Origin of the sequence: Parapedobacter sp. 2B3 (genome assembly GCF_041925275.1) — a bacterium.
GTDB lineage: Bacteria > Bacteroidota > Bacteroidia > Sphingobacteriales > Sphingobacteriaceae > Parapedobacter > Parapedobacter pyrenivorans_A.
In genome coordinates, this window is sequence record NZ_JBHEUZ010000008.1 from 112,759 (window position 1) to 130,343 (window position 17,585).

The window sequence follows — 17,585 nt, forward strand, 5'->3', positions numbered from 1 at the left end:
ACTAACTATAAGGAACACGAAAACGGAAAAGGGGTGGAAAAAATTTGCATTTATTTAATGGAGTAGAAAAACAAGCAATGTGAGCGCCTGCGGGCTTATTCGGCGCTTCAGCAGGTTAATGGCGCGTTGCTTCTGGCTTTTGATGGTGTTGATGCTTACCCCAAGGGCGGCGGCGATTTCGTGGTTTTTCTTTCCCTCAAAGTAAGCCAGTTTGCAGACATCGGCGCAGCCCTTGGGTAGCGTGCGGAGCGCAGCATGCAGCTCTCCCAATATTTCTGCCTGCATCATGTGGTGGGTTATCTCGCGCTCTTCGGTTTCGGCCGGCGTGTACTTTTTAAAGATACGCGCCGCTATGTTCCGCCGCCGCACACTGTTCAACGCCGCATGTTTGACCATGCCGTAGAGGTAATGGCGTGCTGACCCTGGCGATACACGCGCCAGTTGGTTGTTTTCCAGCAGTGATACAAACACATCCTGCACCAGGTCTTCGGCGGTCTCTTCGCAATCGACGACACGGCAGGCAAATTCGCACAGCCGTGCATAATAACGGGTGAAGAGTTCTTCCGGTGTTAGCAATTGTTCGCTTTCTATCATACTGGTTCCTTCTCAACCTTTCTTCCGGGCGCGGACGGTCGTTGACAACCCAAACCACGTGCCGATGCAATAATTGGTTACCTGTATCTGGTAAACAAAAGTAACAAGCATATTACTTATCCGATTAACTTCAGTTAACCAGCTATTCAATCAGATTAACACAGCGCAGCACTAATCAGCCACGTAAATGATATTCGCTACCCTGCGTTGGCCCAAATGGTCGAACTGCTTATTGTCCGATGGATGGTTCACTACGCCGGTCTCCGTAGCCGCTTTCACGTAGAGCGTACTGCTCCCTCCTCCATCGAGGTTCATCGCATCGTCTGCGCCCAACCACCGTAGTACCTTGGCTAATTCGGGGAGGCTCATACCGGCAGATAGTCGATTTCTCCCATCCACCACGATGAGTATTAGCCTGCGGTCGGCCGTGGTGGCGATGGCGCTCCGAGGATGGCGATTGTCGTTGAACGGGTTGGAACCTAGTATAACAGCAGCACCGTCTTGAATCAACAGCGGACCGGAAAGAAGGATGTTAGGTATGTTGGCGTATTCTTCATCCCCTGCCTCTGCGGACTTGATTGCGGTTTTCCTTCTGGAAACCAGCAATACCGCATCGGCGCGGTCGGTTTGCTTCCTCGTACGGTTGATAATGGCGCCGTCTACCTTCACGAAATCGACCGAACCACCGTTTTTCACATCAAAGAAGCCGCCGTTGATCGCTACGATGGCGTTGTGCGCCCCAGCGATCCGTGAGGTGCTATCCAGTCGGACCGAATCGGCGGCAATGCGTATTTTCTTTCTGTATTTCCGGAGGTTTATTTCGATGAAATTGATATCCTGCTGGCTACCGAACAGCTGTTCGAAATGTCCGTGCTTCCATACGATTCCCTTATCGATACGGGTCGTATTCCACGCTTTGGTCACCAACGCTATCGAATCGGGCGATTGCCCCAACGTGGGCTGGATAAACCACAAGTAGGTGATCAGCAATAAGGGAAGGATTTTTTTCATGTGACCAAATGTAGCGAAAACCCTAGCCCTTTGGAAGCACCTACTATAATTGTCAACTTGTATGGCATGCCCAAACCAAACAACCGTGCAATTTGCTTACTTTTGGAAATGCGCAAGCGGATAACATTTGAGGATAAGTAAGTAGATAGCATGAACGCATATGTAACGGCCGCCGTATTATTGCTGGTGCAGTTTTTCAATGGTACGGAAGCATGTGGCCAGCAACCCAATATCCTGTTTTTATTTGTTGACGATCTACGGGCTGATTTGGGAGCGTACGGTAACGCCGCCATACAAACCCCGAACCTTGATCGCCTGGCGAAAAGCGGCTACTTATTTACGAACCAATACGCGGTTGTTCCCACATGCGGGGCGTCGCGGTATTCGCTGCTGACGGGGCAGCTTCCCAAAACAACAGACCATTTGAGAAACGATGTGGCCGACAAGTTCCTGTCCTACCGCCCCAAGACAGACACCCCTGAAACGTTCGTCGACCACCTCCGGCGGAACGGGTACCAAACGATTGGCATCGGTAAGATAAGCCACGCCGCCGATGGGTACCTATATCCCTATACAGCCGAAAAAAGCGACATCCTCGAATTGCCCCACAGTTGGGATGAAATGCTATTCAACGCAAGCCGTTGGGGTACCGGCTGGAATGCATTTTTCGCCCAAGCCGATGGAAATAGCCGGAACTCACTTAACGGCAACATGAAGCCCTATGAGCATGCAGCCGTAGGCGACAACGGTTATCCAGACGGCTTGACGGCGGAGCTAGCGATCCATAAAATCAGAACGCTTGCGGCGCAGGGTCAACCTTTCTTTCTAGGGGTGGGTTTCTTCAAACCCCATCTCCCGTTCAACGCCCCACAAAAATATTGGGACCTGTACCATGAGGACGATATCCCATTGACGGAATCGCCGGCATTACCCAAAAATGTAGACCGCGCCAGTTTAACCCAAAGTGAGGAGTTCAACCAATACCTGCTTGGCGAAGAACATCCGCGGTTAGACGCACCTGTTTCCGCCGCGTATGCCCGAAAATTAAAGCACGCCTATTATGCGTCGGTGAGTTACGTAGACGCGATGATCGGAAAGGTACTCAACGCCCTCCGTGAAGAGGGGTTGGACCAAAACACGATCATTGTCGTTTGGGGCGACCACGGTTGGCAGTTGGGCGACCATGGTATCTGGGGTAAGCACACCTTATTCGACCAGTCGCTGAAGAGCACCTATATCATGAAATTGCCCGGCCACCAGCAACAAGGCCAGGTGGTCGATGAGGTCGTCAGCGCCGTGGATGTGTATCCGACCCTAATGGAGCTCTGCGGATTGGCCATGCCGCCCACCACCCCTGATGGCACATCATATGCCAAGCTACTGCTGGAAAAAGGTAGCGGCAAACCATGGCGGAACACGGCGTATAGCTATTTCAAAAAAGGGATATCGATGAAGACACCCCGTTATCGAATAACGAAGTACGCGCGAGATACGGAATTTGCCATCGAACTTTATGACCATCAAACCGACCCCCATGAGAATGAAAATATCGCACCCCAAAAACCGGATTTGGTGAATAGCCTATTAAAGGAACTGGAGAAAGGTAACACCGGGCTTTACGATAAACCCGAATAGTTAGCGACAACGCCCTGACAAAATCAGAAAGAAGCCAAGCCTTTCTCGGCTGATTGAAAATTATTTTCGCATCGAAGTACCCGAGATAAAAGCGCATAAGGTAGGGGGTGGTAAATATCACCATATCGTTTCAAACGCCCACACGTTCGAAATCTTTAGGCAACACGCCGAATTGCTTGTGGAAGCACTTGGAAAAGTATGACGCAGAATTAAAACCCACCAAATAGGCTATTTCACTGATTCTGTAATCCTTTGCCCGGAGCAGTTCCGCTGCCTTTTTCAACCGTACCAACCTAATGAAATCGTTGGGTGTCAGTTCGGATATCTGCTTCACCTTACGGTAGAAAGTCGCGCGGCTCATATTCAGCGCATCCGCGAGTTTATCCACGTCGAGATCTACTTCATCCAAACGGGCATGGATCGTTTTTATCAGTTCGTTAAGGAAACATTCATCGGCCTTTGAATGGGCCATCGTTTCATAGGCTGTTTCGGGTAGTGTTTGGTAGGCTTCGCGTATCTTTCTCCTTCCCTCAAGGAGGTTTTCCAGCCGCGCACGGAGATAATCAATGGAATAGGGCTTTTCAATATACTCATCTGCACCGGTTTTCAGTCCGGCTATCTTGGATTGGAGGCTCGTCTTGGCGGTCAACAAGATGACGGGGATATGACTGAATTTCAGGTTTTCCTTGACATGCCTGCAAAACGTGATGCCATCCATCACGGGCATCATGATGTCACAGATAATGATATCAACGTGCGCTGCCGCAAGCCGTTCCATGGCTTCCTGGCCATGGTCGGCCAGGATTACATGGTAATCGCCCTGGAGCTGGCTCGCTACGAAGTGCCGGAACTCGACATTGTCTTCTACGAGGAGGATGGTTTTCCTCACATCAAGCTGTAGCAACTCGTCCACTTCGGCGATTTGCTGCTGGGGGCAATCGGTGGCGGCCGTATCCGTATGATCTTCATACCGCTCATGGCATGCCTGGCGGATGGGGAGCTCGAAGTAAAAGCTGGTCTCGGCCGCGGATTGCGCCAAATACAGGTTGCTGTTATGCAATTCGGCCAGCGACTTGGCAAACGCAAGGCCCAATCCCGATCCCTGGGCTTTCTCATCGAGCTTGAAAAATGGGAGGAAAATCTTGTCTGCGTCCTCCGGGGCGATGGGTTTGCCGTCGTTCGCCACGGTCACCCTCACATAGCCGTCAAGGTCGGCCAACGAAACATGGACACGCCGCTTAGCGTGCTTCAGCGCATTGTGCAACAGGTTGCTGACCACCTTATTGAAAATCTCGCTATCCAGATCGACGTAAACGGCCCCGGCCGGCAACGTCGTATCGATTTGGATCTCATGGAGCTTCGCCGCCGAAATGAACCGGCCGACGGTGTCCCTGATAACGAAAACAAGGTCCGTTTGGACGAAATGGACAGATACGCCCTTCGCCTCTGCCTTACGGAAATCAAGCAATTCGTTTACCAGTTTAAGCAACCGGTTGGTGTTGCGTTCCATGATCGATAGGTTTTCCCAGCGGTCATCGGCCGGCTCGGTGTGCTTCATTATTTCTTCCAGTGGCGCCTTGATGAGGCTCAGTGGCGTGCGTATTTCATGGGTAATGTTGGTAAAAAAATCGATTTTCGTATCGTAAAGCTCCTTTTCCTTCCGTCGGGCGATTGCCTGCAAGATTCTTTTGTTGCGTGCACGGGCCCGATCGGCAAAATAGCGTACCATCCAATAGGCCAATAGAGCGAAGAGCAGGAAATAAAGGAAGTAGGCCCATCCGGTGCGGTAAAAGGGCGGAAGTACGCGGATGGTGACGCTATCGCCATCATCGTTCCATACCCCATCGCTGTTGGAGGCTTTCACGCGGAAAACATAGTTGCCCGGAGGGAGGTTCGAGTAGGTAACCCGCGGCTGGTAATCGGTGTATATCCAGGCTTCATCTTTTCCTTCCAACTTATATGCATATTGGTTGCGCTGCGGCGACACGTAACTGAGTGCGGCAAAACTGATGCTGAAAACAGACGCGTTGTGGGGAACTTCAAGCTCTTCCACCCCCACGAGCTCCCTATTATGGAGTTGGATGCCGTTGATGACCACGGGGGGCGGAACTTCGTTCTGCCAAATGGCATATGGAGCGAATGCGACAAAACCTTTGATGCCACCGAAATAGAGCCTACCATCCTTGCTTAGGAAACCGGATTTGTAGTTGAACTGATCGCCAAGCAGGCCGTTTGCATGGGTGTATACGGTTGTGCTATGATCTTTATCGTCTATTCGGAACAGGCCCTTATTCGTACTGCCCCAAATATGGCCCGATAGGTCCGCGACGAGCCGGTAAACTACGTTATTTGGCAGGCCGTTGTCCTCCGAGTAAAAATCGGTAAACGTATCCCGATCGCGATCGTAGCGAAACAATCCGGCACCTTCGGTACCCACCCATAACTGATTGTGCGCGTCGCGCAACAGGCAGGTGACTTTGCTACTGGTGGCGTCGGACGGGATGGGCATGGGGTAATGTCTCCAGGTATCGGTGGTACGATGGTAGGCATAAAGGCCCCCTCCGATGGTAGCAAACCACAACACACCGCGATGGTCTTCCACTATATCGTTTACCTGGCTGGTAATCAACGAATCCTGTACCGGTATGAACGTATCGGTTTGCCCATCGTACCGGCATAATCCCATCATGGTGCCTATCCAAATACCCTCCGCGTAATCTTTGTAGATGGAATAGATATTGTTATTGGGCAGCGAACCGGGATCGGACGAACTTTTATATTGTTTGTAGTGCCCGGTCTCCAGGTCCAAAACAAACAACCCCTCGGTAAACGAACCTACCCACAAACGGCCTTCATCTTGCATGAGCGCATGTATGTTGGTGGCCGGCAGGTAGCTATTGGTAAATTGCTTGGTCCGCGGGTCAAAGCAGTGGAGACCGGCGTCTTCCGTACCGATCCATATATCGCCATCGGCCACTTCACAGAATTCGCTGATGCTTTTGCCCTTGATGGAGTTGCTCCCCGTAACGGGGTAATACTTCTCAAACAGGCTATAGGGTTCGATATAGTAGTTGACGCCGCCGAAAAAGGTGCCTACCCACATGCCGCCCTCACGGTCCTGGTAAACGGAGTGGATCGCGTTGTCGGCAATGGAGAAGCTGTCGCCATTGACGTGGCGCAGGTTTTCATACTGGCGGGTCTGCGGGTGATAAATGTAAAGGCCGCTTTCCGTGCCAATCCACAGGTCTCCGTTGTCTGCGCGCGAAATATGCCGTACGTAGAGTGGTTTGTCGCGGCTGTCGCGTTCGAGCAGCGGCGAAAAAGAACGTGTCCGCAGGTTGAAGACCTGCACGCCGCCCGTGGTTGTCCCTACGAGTAGGTTTTCGGCATCCAGCAAGGAGATATCATTGACATCGTTGTCCTGCTGGGCAACGGAGTTCGGTCGAATAAGGAACTGGTTGATGGTGCCTTGTTCCGGATCCAGGCAGTACATGCCCTGGTGGTATGTTCCCGCCCACACGCGGCCTTCCGTATCGAAAGCGATGCAGCGTATCCATACCGGAGCGGGACTGTTGCCATCGGTCAAATCGAAGTATGCAAGCGCTCCAGATGGGGTAACACGGAATAGCCCCTTATTGAAAACAGCCATCCAGACATTCCCATCCCGGTCAATTTGGATGTCGCGCACCAATCCCGATACGTCGGCACCATCGGCGGTTCCGCCGTCATATCGCCGGAATTGCTCGGTGCGTGGATTGTACAGGTACGCTCCGTCTCCGGTACCTATCCAAAGTATTCCCGCCGGGTCCTGGGCGATGGCCGTGACCGTATTGCTGCCCAAGCTGCAACTGTCGCGGCTATTTTTTTTGAACACCTTGAAAGTTTGGCCATCGTATCTATTCAACCCATCCTGGGTGCCGAACCACATGTAGCCTTGGCGGTCCTGGAATATGGCATATACGGAACTCTGCGATAAACCGTCTTCTACCTGAAGGGTCCTGAAATAATAATTGGCCTGGCTACTCCGGGGTTGCTGCGCCCAGCTTAAGGCACACCCCCACAGGATAACCAGTCCCGCTAACCCCAGCCTGTATACCTGCCATTCGATTTTGGTGTCTTTCATGCGCCATCGCCCTTTCCTGTTATCGATAACCTGGATGTTACCAATCAAATCTAACGATTTATATGCATGTAACCACCCTAGTTCATTGTTTATCCTTCACGCATCGGAAACCTACCGTGGCATTGCGTTCAAAACCCTGCGATACGCGCAAGAGGTACTGTCGATAATGCAGTTCGCGGGGACCGCCCTGTACGTACCACCAACTGGATGTCGGGTTGAAATAGGAACCGCCCTTCATCATGACGTAGGTGTACGATCCGCTTTTATACACATCGTTGGTGAGTTGCCATACCGACCCCACCAGGTCTTCGAGGCCGTACGGGTTGGCGCCACGCCTGTAGCGGCCCACAGGATACGGCTTGCCATCGCCCAGGTTGGCCAGTTTCGGATCGATACCCTTTATCTTATAGACGGTGAGGCTGTTGGTTACCGGTTCCAGTTCGCGCGCAATGTGCTCGGTGTCCTTTGACCAGGGCCATTCGCGCCCATCGGGCGTCTGTGATGCATACTGCCACTCGAGTTCGGTGGGCAGCCGTTTGCCTGCCCAGCGGGCATAGGCCCGGGCATCTTCATAACTCACATAGACCACGGGATACCGTTCCTCGCCCCGGGCGGGCCGCCCGTTGCGCCAGTGCTTCAGGAAGTTGGCCGTATCACTCGGCTGGTAGCCGCTGGCCTCCATAAACCGGAGGAAATCGGCATTGGTAACCGGATATTTATCCATCCAAAAACCGGGGAAGGTGAACGACTGTCCTTCGTTGTGTTTGGGATAAGAAATGAACTCGTCGCCGTTGGTCGCATGGAATACGAAGGCCCCTGCCGGGATTTCCACCATGCCCTCGGTACTGCCGGTTCCGGGCGACGGTGACACCCGGCTGGCAAGCCGCGGCGTGCCGGCCTTGATGGATACCACCCGCTCATCGAGCAGGATACCATCATCGAACAATTGCACCACCAGCTTGCCCTCATGGCGGCCGAAATGTTCGAAGATGTCCAATTCATGGCGATCGACGGTTAACTCCACCGGCTTTTTCTCATAATCGGGTATGCCGGCCCACACCTTGATAGCGTTACCGCGCGAAGCGGCTATGTGCAAGGTATTGGTATGCATGGACACGTCGAGTTCGATGGGCAACTGGGCGATGCACCCCACCTCGCCCTCGTTATTGGTGCCAAGGTCGAACCGGTCAAAAGCGTGCACCTTGGCAACGGCATAGTGGCGTCCATCGCGCTCAACGGGTGTTACCTCCTCATGGTTCCATAGGTCTACAAAATGGGTCGCTGCGGTGGGATCCACCTCGAATAGGGGTTCATGCAGCCCTTCCGGCTTGATACTATATATGGTATAGAGCGTCTTTTCGGCCAGGGACCATCGGTTTACGTACACGCTGTCCACCAGCGTGGGGATGAGCGGCGTATAGTCATTGGATAGGAAATTGTGGGTATTCTGGCGGAGTATCCGGCTGGTGCGGCCCAAGTAACGGTATTGTTCATCCACCCAATCGGGCTGCCCGGGGGCGAAAATGTTCAGCTCGGTGCCGTAGCCGTTGAAGAATGCGGTGGCAAACTCGCGCTTAATGGGCTCTTTGGCCAACTCGGCCACCCGGTAAATGGTAAATTCGGGCTTGATGAATTTATTGAGGTTGAGCATGGGTGGGTAATACAGGGCGTTGTGCACGCGTCCGGAAACGATCCCCTGCATATCTTTCGGCACGGCGAAACCTTCACTATACATGATGACGCCCGGCTTGGCGCGGTCCGCCGCTTCCTGCAACTCTACGCTCGATCCGCCACGGGTATCCAGCACTACGCCATCTGCCCCGGTCTGCACGATGAGGTCGTACAGGCCGTCCATGTGCCCTTCATCGCGGGTACTTTCGTCCCACGGGTTGTAGCACAGGAAAAACGCCGTACCCTGGTTCCGGCAATAGGCGGCGTCGCGCCGGATGCCCGCCATGCCGCCCGGCAGGTCGCGGAACAGGTCGAACTGATTCCGCTGGTCGATGCCCAGTGTGGGCCATGTGGGCCACAGGCCGATCACGTCATCACCGCCATAGAGCCGCTTTCCGCGCTCGATGAAAGCCGGCAGCCCGGATTGCCCGGTCCCGCTGTCATAATAAAATTTGTCCCACGCCATGATGAGGTGCATCACGTAGGTATGCCGTATCCACTTGAGGTCTTCGCGTTCGAAGAGGCTGTTATCGAACGTATCCACATCGTAGAGGTACCGTTCCTGGAAAATCTTCTTGATGCCCTGCTGCCAATCACCGGTGTAGGTATCGGCAAAAAGGTGGTAGTCGATGGAGCCTCCGGGGGCGATGGTCGTTTCGAAGCGGCCGAGCGTGGCTTTTTGGGCGCTGGACCGGTCCCGGCGAACGAGTGCACAGACCGACAGGCCCTCGCCAAGCGGCGTGCCGCTATAGCCGAGCTCCCAGGCGTTGTCGGGCAGGATGCAATTGACCGGCACCCGGTCGGGCAAGAACAGGTGCGAGCGCGACAGGCCGTGCTTTCCCTTGCCTGTAATATATACGGATTTACCCGCGCGGCCCAGGGGAACCACGTTGGCCAGCACCACCGTATCCGGCGAAACGTTGGTAAATCGCAGCACACCCTTAATCCCGGGCGTGAAACCCGGTTGGGGTGCAAAGGTAATGTCCATCACACTGCCGGCCGTTGCGGACGTCAGCTGGCGGCCGTCGACTTCGAGTGCGACCAACGGCAAGGATCCCACGCTGGCCAGCGCAGTACCATCGGCACCGACGAATGCGGATACTTCGTGTTGGTCGGCCGTGAGCGAAAGCTGCTTGAGCGCTTGGGCGCGCAGCGTGGCAGGCACGCACCACGATGTACAAAGGATGAACAGGAAGCCGACGAATTTTCCAAACGTATGGGGAGGTGTTTTAATCATGTTATATCGTGTTTAGTAGGGAATAATAACGGGAAAAGCCGAAATCCGCAATGTGGTAGCCCCATACGGGATGAGGGTGATTTCCTCTTCGGGCATTTCGTTGGTCGAGTCGAGCCCGTAAATGATACCGCTGTGCGGAAGCGGGCCGGCCATGCCGTTGTACAGCTTCCAGGAGGGCATCCGCTTGCCGATGGCCTTGATTTCAATCGGTGCATTTTCGGGGTTCCACGGATAGGAAAAATCAACGTCTTTCCGTTTGACCACGCGGAAAGCGTCGTCCATGTCCTTGCCTGAAAAATCCATGATGCCATAATTCCACGGCGACTCGGGGTACACCTCGAAAAACGTCGTGCCATATCGCTGCGGATCATCGGTGATGGTTTTTTTCTCCCATCGCTCCGCGATCTTGAGTGCATAGACAACCGGGCCGCGTTCTACGGCAATGGCATTTTCGTGCCACCTGCTGGTGGTGACCGACATGGGCAAGGCAAGTTCTACGAGGTCTCCAGACCGCCATGCCCGTTTGATGATGGCAATGCTGCCTGCAGGGGTGTCTCCGTCCCAGCGCTTGCCGTTTATCCGGATTTCCGCATCGGCACACCAGGTAGGGATGCGCAGGTGGAACGGGAAGTCAACATCCTTGTCGCCGTTGGGGAATCGGAAGTTGAACCGCATCGCTTCGTCAAATGGATAGTGCGTCTCTTCTTCCACAACCACCGTGATACCGTTGGCCACGTTGGCGGTAACGGCACTGGGCGAATAGACCAGCGCTGCCAGGCCACCGTCGTCCGTGGCGTACCAAAGGTGCTGTGTGAATTTAGGCCACCCCTGGTGCATGTTTGATGTACAGCAGGGATAGCCGGTAAGCAGCCCGAACACCAGATCTGTCTCGCCGTGGTTGATGTTGAAGTTGTAGGCCCGACGCTGGATCTGCACCTGGTTGGCTTGCTGGAAATACTGCCGGTTCATGAAATCATCGGTAATCTGTGTGGGCAACGCATTGAATGCGACCTTTTCAAGGTGTTCGGCAAATTCCACATCGCCCGTGATTTCAAGCATCTTTTCAAGCGAGAACATCAACTCCACGGCCGAGCACAGTTCGGACCCCTGCGTGGGATTGTTGCCATGCAGGGCCTCATCGCCGCCATACATGCCCTGCGGCTGGCCATTGAATTTGCGGATATCGTTGAATCCTTGCTTCACTGCGTCGACAAACCGCCGATCCGGGTTCTGCTGGTAATAGATGATGGGCTCCTTGATCCCTTGGGCAAGATTGACGCAGTGGATGCTACCGATGGTGGTCAGCATCTCCCGCTGCTCAAATTTGGAGGTAAAGTCCTTCCCCTGGCCGTGGATCAGCTGCGCGAGGTCCAGCAGGAATTTGTCGCCGGTGATGTTGTAAAGCCAGTATACGGCCTGCAGGTTATCGCCCGAGCGGAACTCCGCCCAAAATGTCCAGTGGCCGAGGGGTTTCTCCTTCAGTGTCTTCAGCTGGTAGTCAAAGTAACGGGTCATCAGCCGGACTACCCGCTCGTCGCCGGTGGCCGAATGGTACTGCTGGAGGATTTTCAGCACCACCATCTTGGGCCACCAATCGTGCGCGTTGTTTCGCTGCAATCCCGGCTCCGGCCCGTAATCGGTAGCGGGTCCGAAGTAGCCATTGGGTTGCTGGCTATTGATTGCCCACTCCACCCAGGGTTGCACCTTGGCCTTCAACGTGTCGTCATCCAGTATATAGGCGAGCGGCAACAGGCCGTCTATCCAGTAAGGGCCGCGCTCCCACTGGTCGCCATCTCCGCCAAGCCAGCCGTTGCGTGGGCCCATTACCGTAGGGTACAGCGCGTCCAACTGGCCCGTGGCGCCCCGTTTCTGCCTTACCAGCATCTCGCGCAGCCAACCCCGGGGTTGGACATCGCCCAATGGCAGCTCGATATAAGGCTTCTTGATGAGCGGGGCCCGGTTATTAAGGTAGTTCTGTGCCCTGGTTTCCATGCAGCATACACATGCCATGAAAAAAATGCATATCGGATACATCTGCTGTACAAAAGTCATATGGTCTATCTTGTGTGTCTATCGTCCTTCCTGGGTATCCATCATCATCCGATTGATGATCCCCGCCCAGATATACGTTTTATGGTAGCCGCCCCATGGTTCGTCGGGGCTATAAAATTCCCAGAGGTTGTGGTTATCTTTCAATACCGATACCATGCCTGCGACTACCCGGTCCACGAGCGCACGTGCCTCTTCGTGGTAGCCGTAGTCTTGCAGGCCCAGCATAATCAAGTAATTCCACTGTACCCATACCGGGCCGTTCCAATAGCCTTTATCGTTGTAGTAGCTATCTTGCGCAGATAGTGTGGGAACACCGTATTCGCGCCAAAACTGCGCCGTATCGGTGAGCTTTCCCACCAGCCTCGTTGCCCGTTGTTCGTCTGCCACACCGGCCCACAGTGGCAGGAAGCCGATGATTTCGTCGCGCTTGAGGTCATCCGTCTCCTTGTGGGTGAACGTATGGGTATTTTTATCTACTTGGTAATAGAAACCGTTGGTCTCGTCCCAAAAAGTATCGTTGATCAGCTGCGTGCGCCGCTCGTGGTCGGTCCTCCATACGGCCGCCTCGTCCACCAACCCCAGTGCCCGAGCCATCTGCTCCAGCGATTTGGCTTCCTTCACGAGCATGCAGTTGAGGTCGAGGCTCTCGAAATTGGTCGGGAAGCCCACTTCATCCCATACCGCCACCTGCGCATCGCGCACGGATTCGAGCACCGCATGGCCGCCCCATTCACAGAGTCCGTCGTCATCGCTATCCCGGTTATCGACGATGAAGCGGAACAGTTTTTTTGATGAGCCGTACATTTCGCGCAGGAAAGTGGTATCCCGCGTAATCCGATACACCTCCCAGTTGAGCCACGCGTACCAGGGTGCCGACGTGGTAAGCTGGCCGTTATGTTCGATGATCTCGTCGAGGTAGCCACCGGTGCGGTAGTTGATATAGCCGTTGGGATACTGCCGCTCGCGGTACACGCGCTGGGAGTTCATGGCCCCTTGCGGGTCGATGTCTGCATACGCCAGCATGGCAATGCTCTCGTGGAATACCTGCCCGCCATGGCCCCATCCCCATGTGGGCTCGCGCGAGAAGACATAGTAGTTGTAGCTGGAGTTACCTTCCGCCGGGTAGAAAACCTGGCGCATCATGCTCGCCGCACTCCAATAGAGCGCGTCCTTATCCGGGTCGCCGAAATCCGGCTTGGGTGTATGGGCAAAAAACGCCTCATTCTGCTGCTGGTAGGGTTCGAGTGGCTGGTCGAGCAGCTCGCTTGCCGCCCCCACCAGCGAATCTACCGGTGCGGCGGTGGGGGCCACGCCACGGACGAACCGCAGATTTTCCGTACCCCCACCGGCCAATTGAATCGTGTGCTCGAACGCTACCACCTTGGCGTGGGGTACACCGCCGGCCAGCGTCTCCCGGGCCGCGCCCCGCGTAAAGTCAAGGAACGTGGCACGCTCCACCGGATGGGATGCCGCGGGCAGGTCACCGATTTCGCTGGTGAACGCCCCGGCAGCGGTTGGTGTTTCCGATGCCAGCCAAATATTACGGATACTATCGGTGTAGGGAACGTCGTGATTCAGGGTCCAAGCATCCGGGTATTCCTGGTGTTCGAACAGGAGGTATCGACCATGCGATTCAACTTGCTGGAAGGTGCGGCTGGCATGGCGCATGTAAGGGAAAACCTCCAGCGCCACGGCCGTATCGGCCTGGTTGGCTATCTGTAGGTCGAGCAAGGCCATCGTGGAGCTGTGCACCACGAACCAGGCTTCTACTTCGATGCCCGCGAACGGTTGGTAGTTGTACCGCACCATATCGGGGTAACTAGCCGTGATGGTCGGTGGCCGATGCATATCGGCTACGCGGTACACGTAACGGTCGCCAAGCCTAAAGCCCAACGCGATGTCGCCGCCGGTATCCGTGGTGAAATCCGCGCCCAGGCTGTCCGCGTCGTACTGGAAGGTATAGCCTTGGTCAAGCACGAAATGAGATCGTTCGGGCGCTGCCGCATAGGTAGTATACAGCGGAAAGCCTTTGCCGGCGTCCAACGATGAAAGGTAAGGGGCATGCTGCCGCTGGCAGGCACCCAATAGCACGGTCCCGAAAACGACCATGGGTATCCATAGCTGTTTATTTCGATTCATTGCGCAGTTGGTCCTCCAGCTTCAAGGCATCGTTATAGTCTACCACGTAGTGCCACCAGCTGTTCAGATGGCCATCCGCTTCATTGATCCCCTCGAAATTCGGGATGTGCCGATACCACCAGCACATGTAGCCCAGGTGGCTGCATTCCCACTCCTGACAGTCGACCTGGCGGGGATTTTCCTCCACCAGGTTCGGATAGTAGGCCCACGAATCGGCAAAGGTAGTGACTGTGGTGGTATTACGCCAATCATAATCGGCCGTGCCATTGGGTGGGAAATGGATATTGCCGATATGGGCGTGGCCTTTCGAAATGCTATCGATCGTGGTAAACAGCTCCCAGTTGTTCTTGTCGTCCGCATGGTTGTCCCACCGGCCGTACACCTTCCGCATCACCGATTCGAACCGGTGGCCGTAGCTTTCCATCGCCAACGACATCTCACGCTCGTAATTCAGCCCCATCACGGTAAGCAAATCCACGCACGGCGTGCCCTCGACGGGGTTGGAATTAAGCCAGAATGCGCCCTTGCCCGCATAGGTAGATTCCCACATGCCGGCATAGGGGAATGTCCACACCCATACCTCGTGGATCTCGCCGCGGTCGCGCATGTCACAGAAACCGTAATGATCTATCAGCGCCGCGTAATCGAAGGTGGTCCCCTTTTCCCGGAAAGTCTCCCAATTGGGGTCGGCGAGGTAGGTAAACACGTCTTCCTTGGTCATCAACGTATCGGCATCCTTGAACCGGGTGAAGAACAGGCCATCGTCTATCACCTTCACTATTTCGTATTGAACGGCACCGCCGCTCACCGAGTTGAGGGTATCCCGGTAGGCTTCCATCAACTGTTGCGGGTCATGCCACGTAAAGGTGTAGCCCGGTGTCTTGAACACCTCGTGCAGCCGCCTGTTCCCCGCCGACGGGACGCGCGGATCCTGGATCACCACCGCCACCTTCACGGTGATGGGGTCGGCAACCGGGAGTGGCTTTTTCGGGCCATCGGGCGGCGCACCCGCATTGGACGCGCCAACGCCCCCCGAGCAAGCCATGGCGACGAGCACGAAACAGCCGAAGAACAGCCCAATGGCTAGGGGCACGAGTTGGCTTTTCAACCGCACATGCCGAAATAACGGTTTCTGATGGATAGGGATCATATTGCAAAGTTATTTTTACGGATTAATCAAACGTTTTATCTAAATGGGTGTAAGGGAATGTGCAGGAAATGACATAGCTTCCGCTTTCCCTGAACAGGATACGTGAGCGCAAGCGGATATACCATTGGGAGGCGCCCCATTCAGGTTCAGGCCAAGGGTTCAGAAACGGGTATTTTTCTTCCTGGTAAACCTCGCGGTGCAGGGTGGCGGTGTCCAGCACGGTGTAGTCCATGGTACCCCCCTTCAGGTAGGAAAGCAGGTCCTGGCGTGTGGGCCACGGGGTAATGGGAAACTCCAGCCAAGCGCCCTCTTCGGTGTTTTGCCGGTTCACGGCATAATCGAGGTAGCTTTCGGTCCCTTCGGAGTAGGTTTGGTATTCTTCGGAATCAAAAATACGCCCCTCGGCATCCTTGTATTGGATCAACACCTTGATGCCCACCGATGGCTCATCATCCACCTTATAGACTTCCAGAAATTCCTTTCCGTTGCCGTCGATGATGTTCTGCCGCCGCTCGAGGTCGTTCTCGGTGATATCATCGTACAGCGTGAAGATACTCTCCCCCCCGTCGTTGACCAACAAAATGGAAGTGGTGACCCAATAAACCTCAAACGGCCTGCTTTTCTCCGAAAGTTTCAGCACGGCGTAATCGGGATAGATGCGTTCGCCAGCTGTGTTTTTTGCACGTACATCGACATGGTACACATCGCCCGGGTTCTGCAGGTTATTCGTAATCTCCAAATATTGCAACATGCCATTGACGGGGTTGATGAATAGCGGAGTCGTCGGTATTTCGGCCAGTTTGGCATTGACCAGCTCCAATGTGGTGTCCAACTTGTTGTTATACGGCTGGATCCACGTGCGGTACGGGTAAGTCACGAAAAACTGGTCCGAGCGCTGACCGTTGGCGTCGCGCACATTCTCGATACTGAACTCCACGGGCATGGTGGAGCCATCCAGCCACGCCACGTCGGTGGAACCTTTACTACCCAGGGGGAGATACAGCGTATCCATCCCTTTCAGGTAGAGGTCGGGGCTTAAAAACCCTTTTTCTGACGGTATTTTGGTGCATGCCGACTGCAAAAGCAGCAGCACAACTGTTATGTGGAATAGTGTCCGTTTCATATACTCTATTTTTTAATTTAGTTGTCAGTACCTGTCCCGCATCAACGGTTCATCTCATTTAGCATATATGGTTTACAATAAGTCATCTGCCCGCGTACCGAAGAAAAACAGGGAATGGTAATAGTAATGTTCGGTGTACGAATAATTGCCCGAATAAATGACGTGTACCGCCCCGTTGGTGGTCAATACATCCGACAGATACATCTGGTACACCTGGTCGCACTCCGGGTTATCATACCCCAACGAAAGGCGGGCGGTGAGCGTATTCTCCCAGAAATCACCGCGCTTGAAATGGGCCTCGATGAGCTGGGGTGTGGTTTGCATGAAGTTGGGGTATTGGTAGCCGGCTCCGGGTGCACTGCCGCCGTCCCATGCGGCGCCGGGGTCGGCGGTCACTTCAACCAGCCTGATCCGTATCGAGTCGCCCTCGCTGAGGGTAGACACCTCAAGCCCCTCTTCGGGGATGGTTTCGCGCCAGATGTTGCCCGGCACGAGGTACATTTTGAGCTGTTGGAGCTCTCCCTCGCCGATGTCGTCGGCCGTCATCAGCGGGCTATCGGGGTTCAACCGCAGCCGCCGGTTGTTCTGGCGCCGTAGATACCGGTTTATGGCATAGACACTGGGGGCAAAAACGGTGACATCACCGTTCACCTCCGCCGACAGCCCGGCCCGCTCAAACAGCCTGGCTGTTTCCTGGGTAAGCTCGTTGGAGGCCAGATACTCCATCGTCGTCATATCGACCCGATTGGTCGGATTGTTCTCCCCGCCGATGATGTAATCGGTCTTTTCGCACGATAGGAAGGCAAGCGGGGCAGCCAATAGCATTAGAATCTTTTTCATCTTCTCTCAT

The 17,585-nt window shown here is 54.6% G+C and carries 10 protein-coding genes; 1 reads left to right on the forward strand and 9 read right to left on the reverse strand.

Annotated elements, in window-relative coordinates; all coding sequences use genetic code 11:
* Window positions 1–54: 54 nt before the first annotated feature.
* Both ACEVG1_RS10830 and ACEVG1_RS10835 read right to left on the reverse strand, forming a co-directional pair.
* Window positions 55–594 (reverse strand): RNA polymerase sigma factor, encoded by a 540-nt coding sequence (locus ACEVG1_RS10830; RefSeq protein ID WP_374743684.1) that lies wholly within the window; start codon window positions 592–594, stop codon window positions 55–57.
* Window positions 595–765: 171 nt separating this feature from the next.
* Window positions 766–1,605 carry a phosphodiester glycosidase family protein gene (locus ACEVG1_RS10835; protein ID WP_374743685.1) on the reverse strand — a complete coding sequence of 280 codons (840 nt, stop codon included), beginning with the start codon at window positions 1,603–1,605 and terminating at the stop codon, window positions 766–768.
* 150 nt (window positions 1,606–1,755) lie between these two features.
* On the opposite strand from ACEVG1_RS10835, the gene ACEVG1_RS10840 reads away from it, so the two are divergent.
* The gene (locus ACEVG1_RS10840; RefSeq protein ID WP_374743686.1) at window positions 1,756–3,240 is read left to right on the forward strand and encodes a sulfatase; all 1,485 of its coding nucleotides are present in this window, start codon (window positions 1,756–1,758) and stop codon (window positions 3,238–3,240) included.
* Window positions 3,241–3,370: 130 nt separating this feature from the next.
* On the opposite strand, the gene ACEVG1_RS10845 is transcribed toward ACEVG1_RS10840, so the two are convergent.
* From ACEVG1_RS10845 to ACEVG1_RS10875, 7 genes are all read right to left on the reverse strand, one after another.
* Window positions 3,371–7,411: a two-component regulator propeller domain-containing protein gene (locus tag ACEVG1_RS10845; RefSeq protein WP_374743687.1), complete on the reverse strand. Its 4,041-nt coding sequence runs from the start codon at window positions 7,409–7,411 to the stop codon at window positions 3,371–3,373.
* A gap of 34 nt (window positions 7,412–7,445) precedes the next feature.
* Window positions 7,446–10,271 carry a formylglycine-generating enzyme family protein gene (locus ACEVG1_RS10850; protein ID WP_374743688.1) on the reverse strand — a complete coding sequence of 942 codons (2,826 nt, stop codon included), beginning with the start codon at window positions 10,269–10,271 and terminating at the stop codon, window positions 7,446–7,448.
* 12 nt (window positions 10,272–10,283) lie between these two features.
* The gene (locus tag ACEVG1_RS10855) at window positions 10,284–12,263 is read right to left on the reverse strand and encodes a beta-L-arabinofuranosidase domain-containing protein (protein WP_374743689.1); all 1,980 of its coding nucleotides are present in this window, start codon (window positions 12,261–12,263) and stop codon (window positions 10,284–10,286) included.
* 78 nt (window positions 12,264–12,341) lie between these two features.
* On the reverse strand, window positions 12,342–14,462 hold the full coding sequence (locus ACEVG1_RS10860) for a trehalase family glycosidase (protein WP_374743690.1): 2,121 nt from the start codon (window positions 14,460–14,462) through the stop codon (window positions 12,342–12,344).
* Window positions 14,449–15,612, reverse strand: coding sequence for a hypothetical protein (locus tag ACEVG1_RS10865; protein WP_374743691.1), 1,164 nt, complete (start codon window positions 15,610–15,612; stop codon window positions 14,449–14,451). Before ACEVG1_RS10865 ends, ACEVG1_RS10860 begins: the two co-directional genes overlap by 14 nt.
* A gap of 22 nt (window positions 15,613–15,634) precedes the next feature.
* On the reverse strand, window positions 15,635–16,735 hold the full coding sequence (locus tag ACEVG1_RS10870) for a hypothetical protein (RefSeq protein WP_374743692.1): 1,101 nt from the start codon (window positions 16,733–16,735) through the stop codon (window positions 15,635–15,637).
* A 72-nt stretch (window positions 16,736–16,807) separates the two neighbouring features.
* Window positions 16,808–17,575 (reverse strand): hypothetical protein, encoded by a 768-nt coding sequence (locus ACEVG1_RS10875; protein WP_374743693.1) that lies wholly within the window; start codon window positions 17,573–17,575, stop codon window positions 16,808–16,810.
* Window positions 17,576–17,585 lie beyond the last annotated feature (10 nt).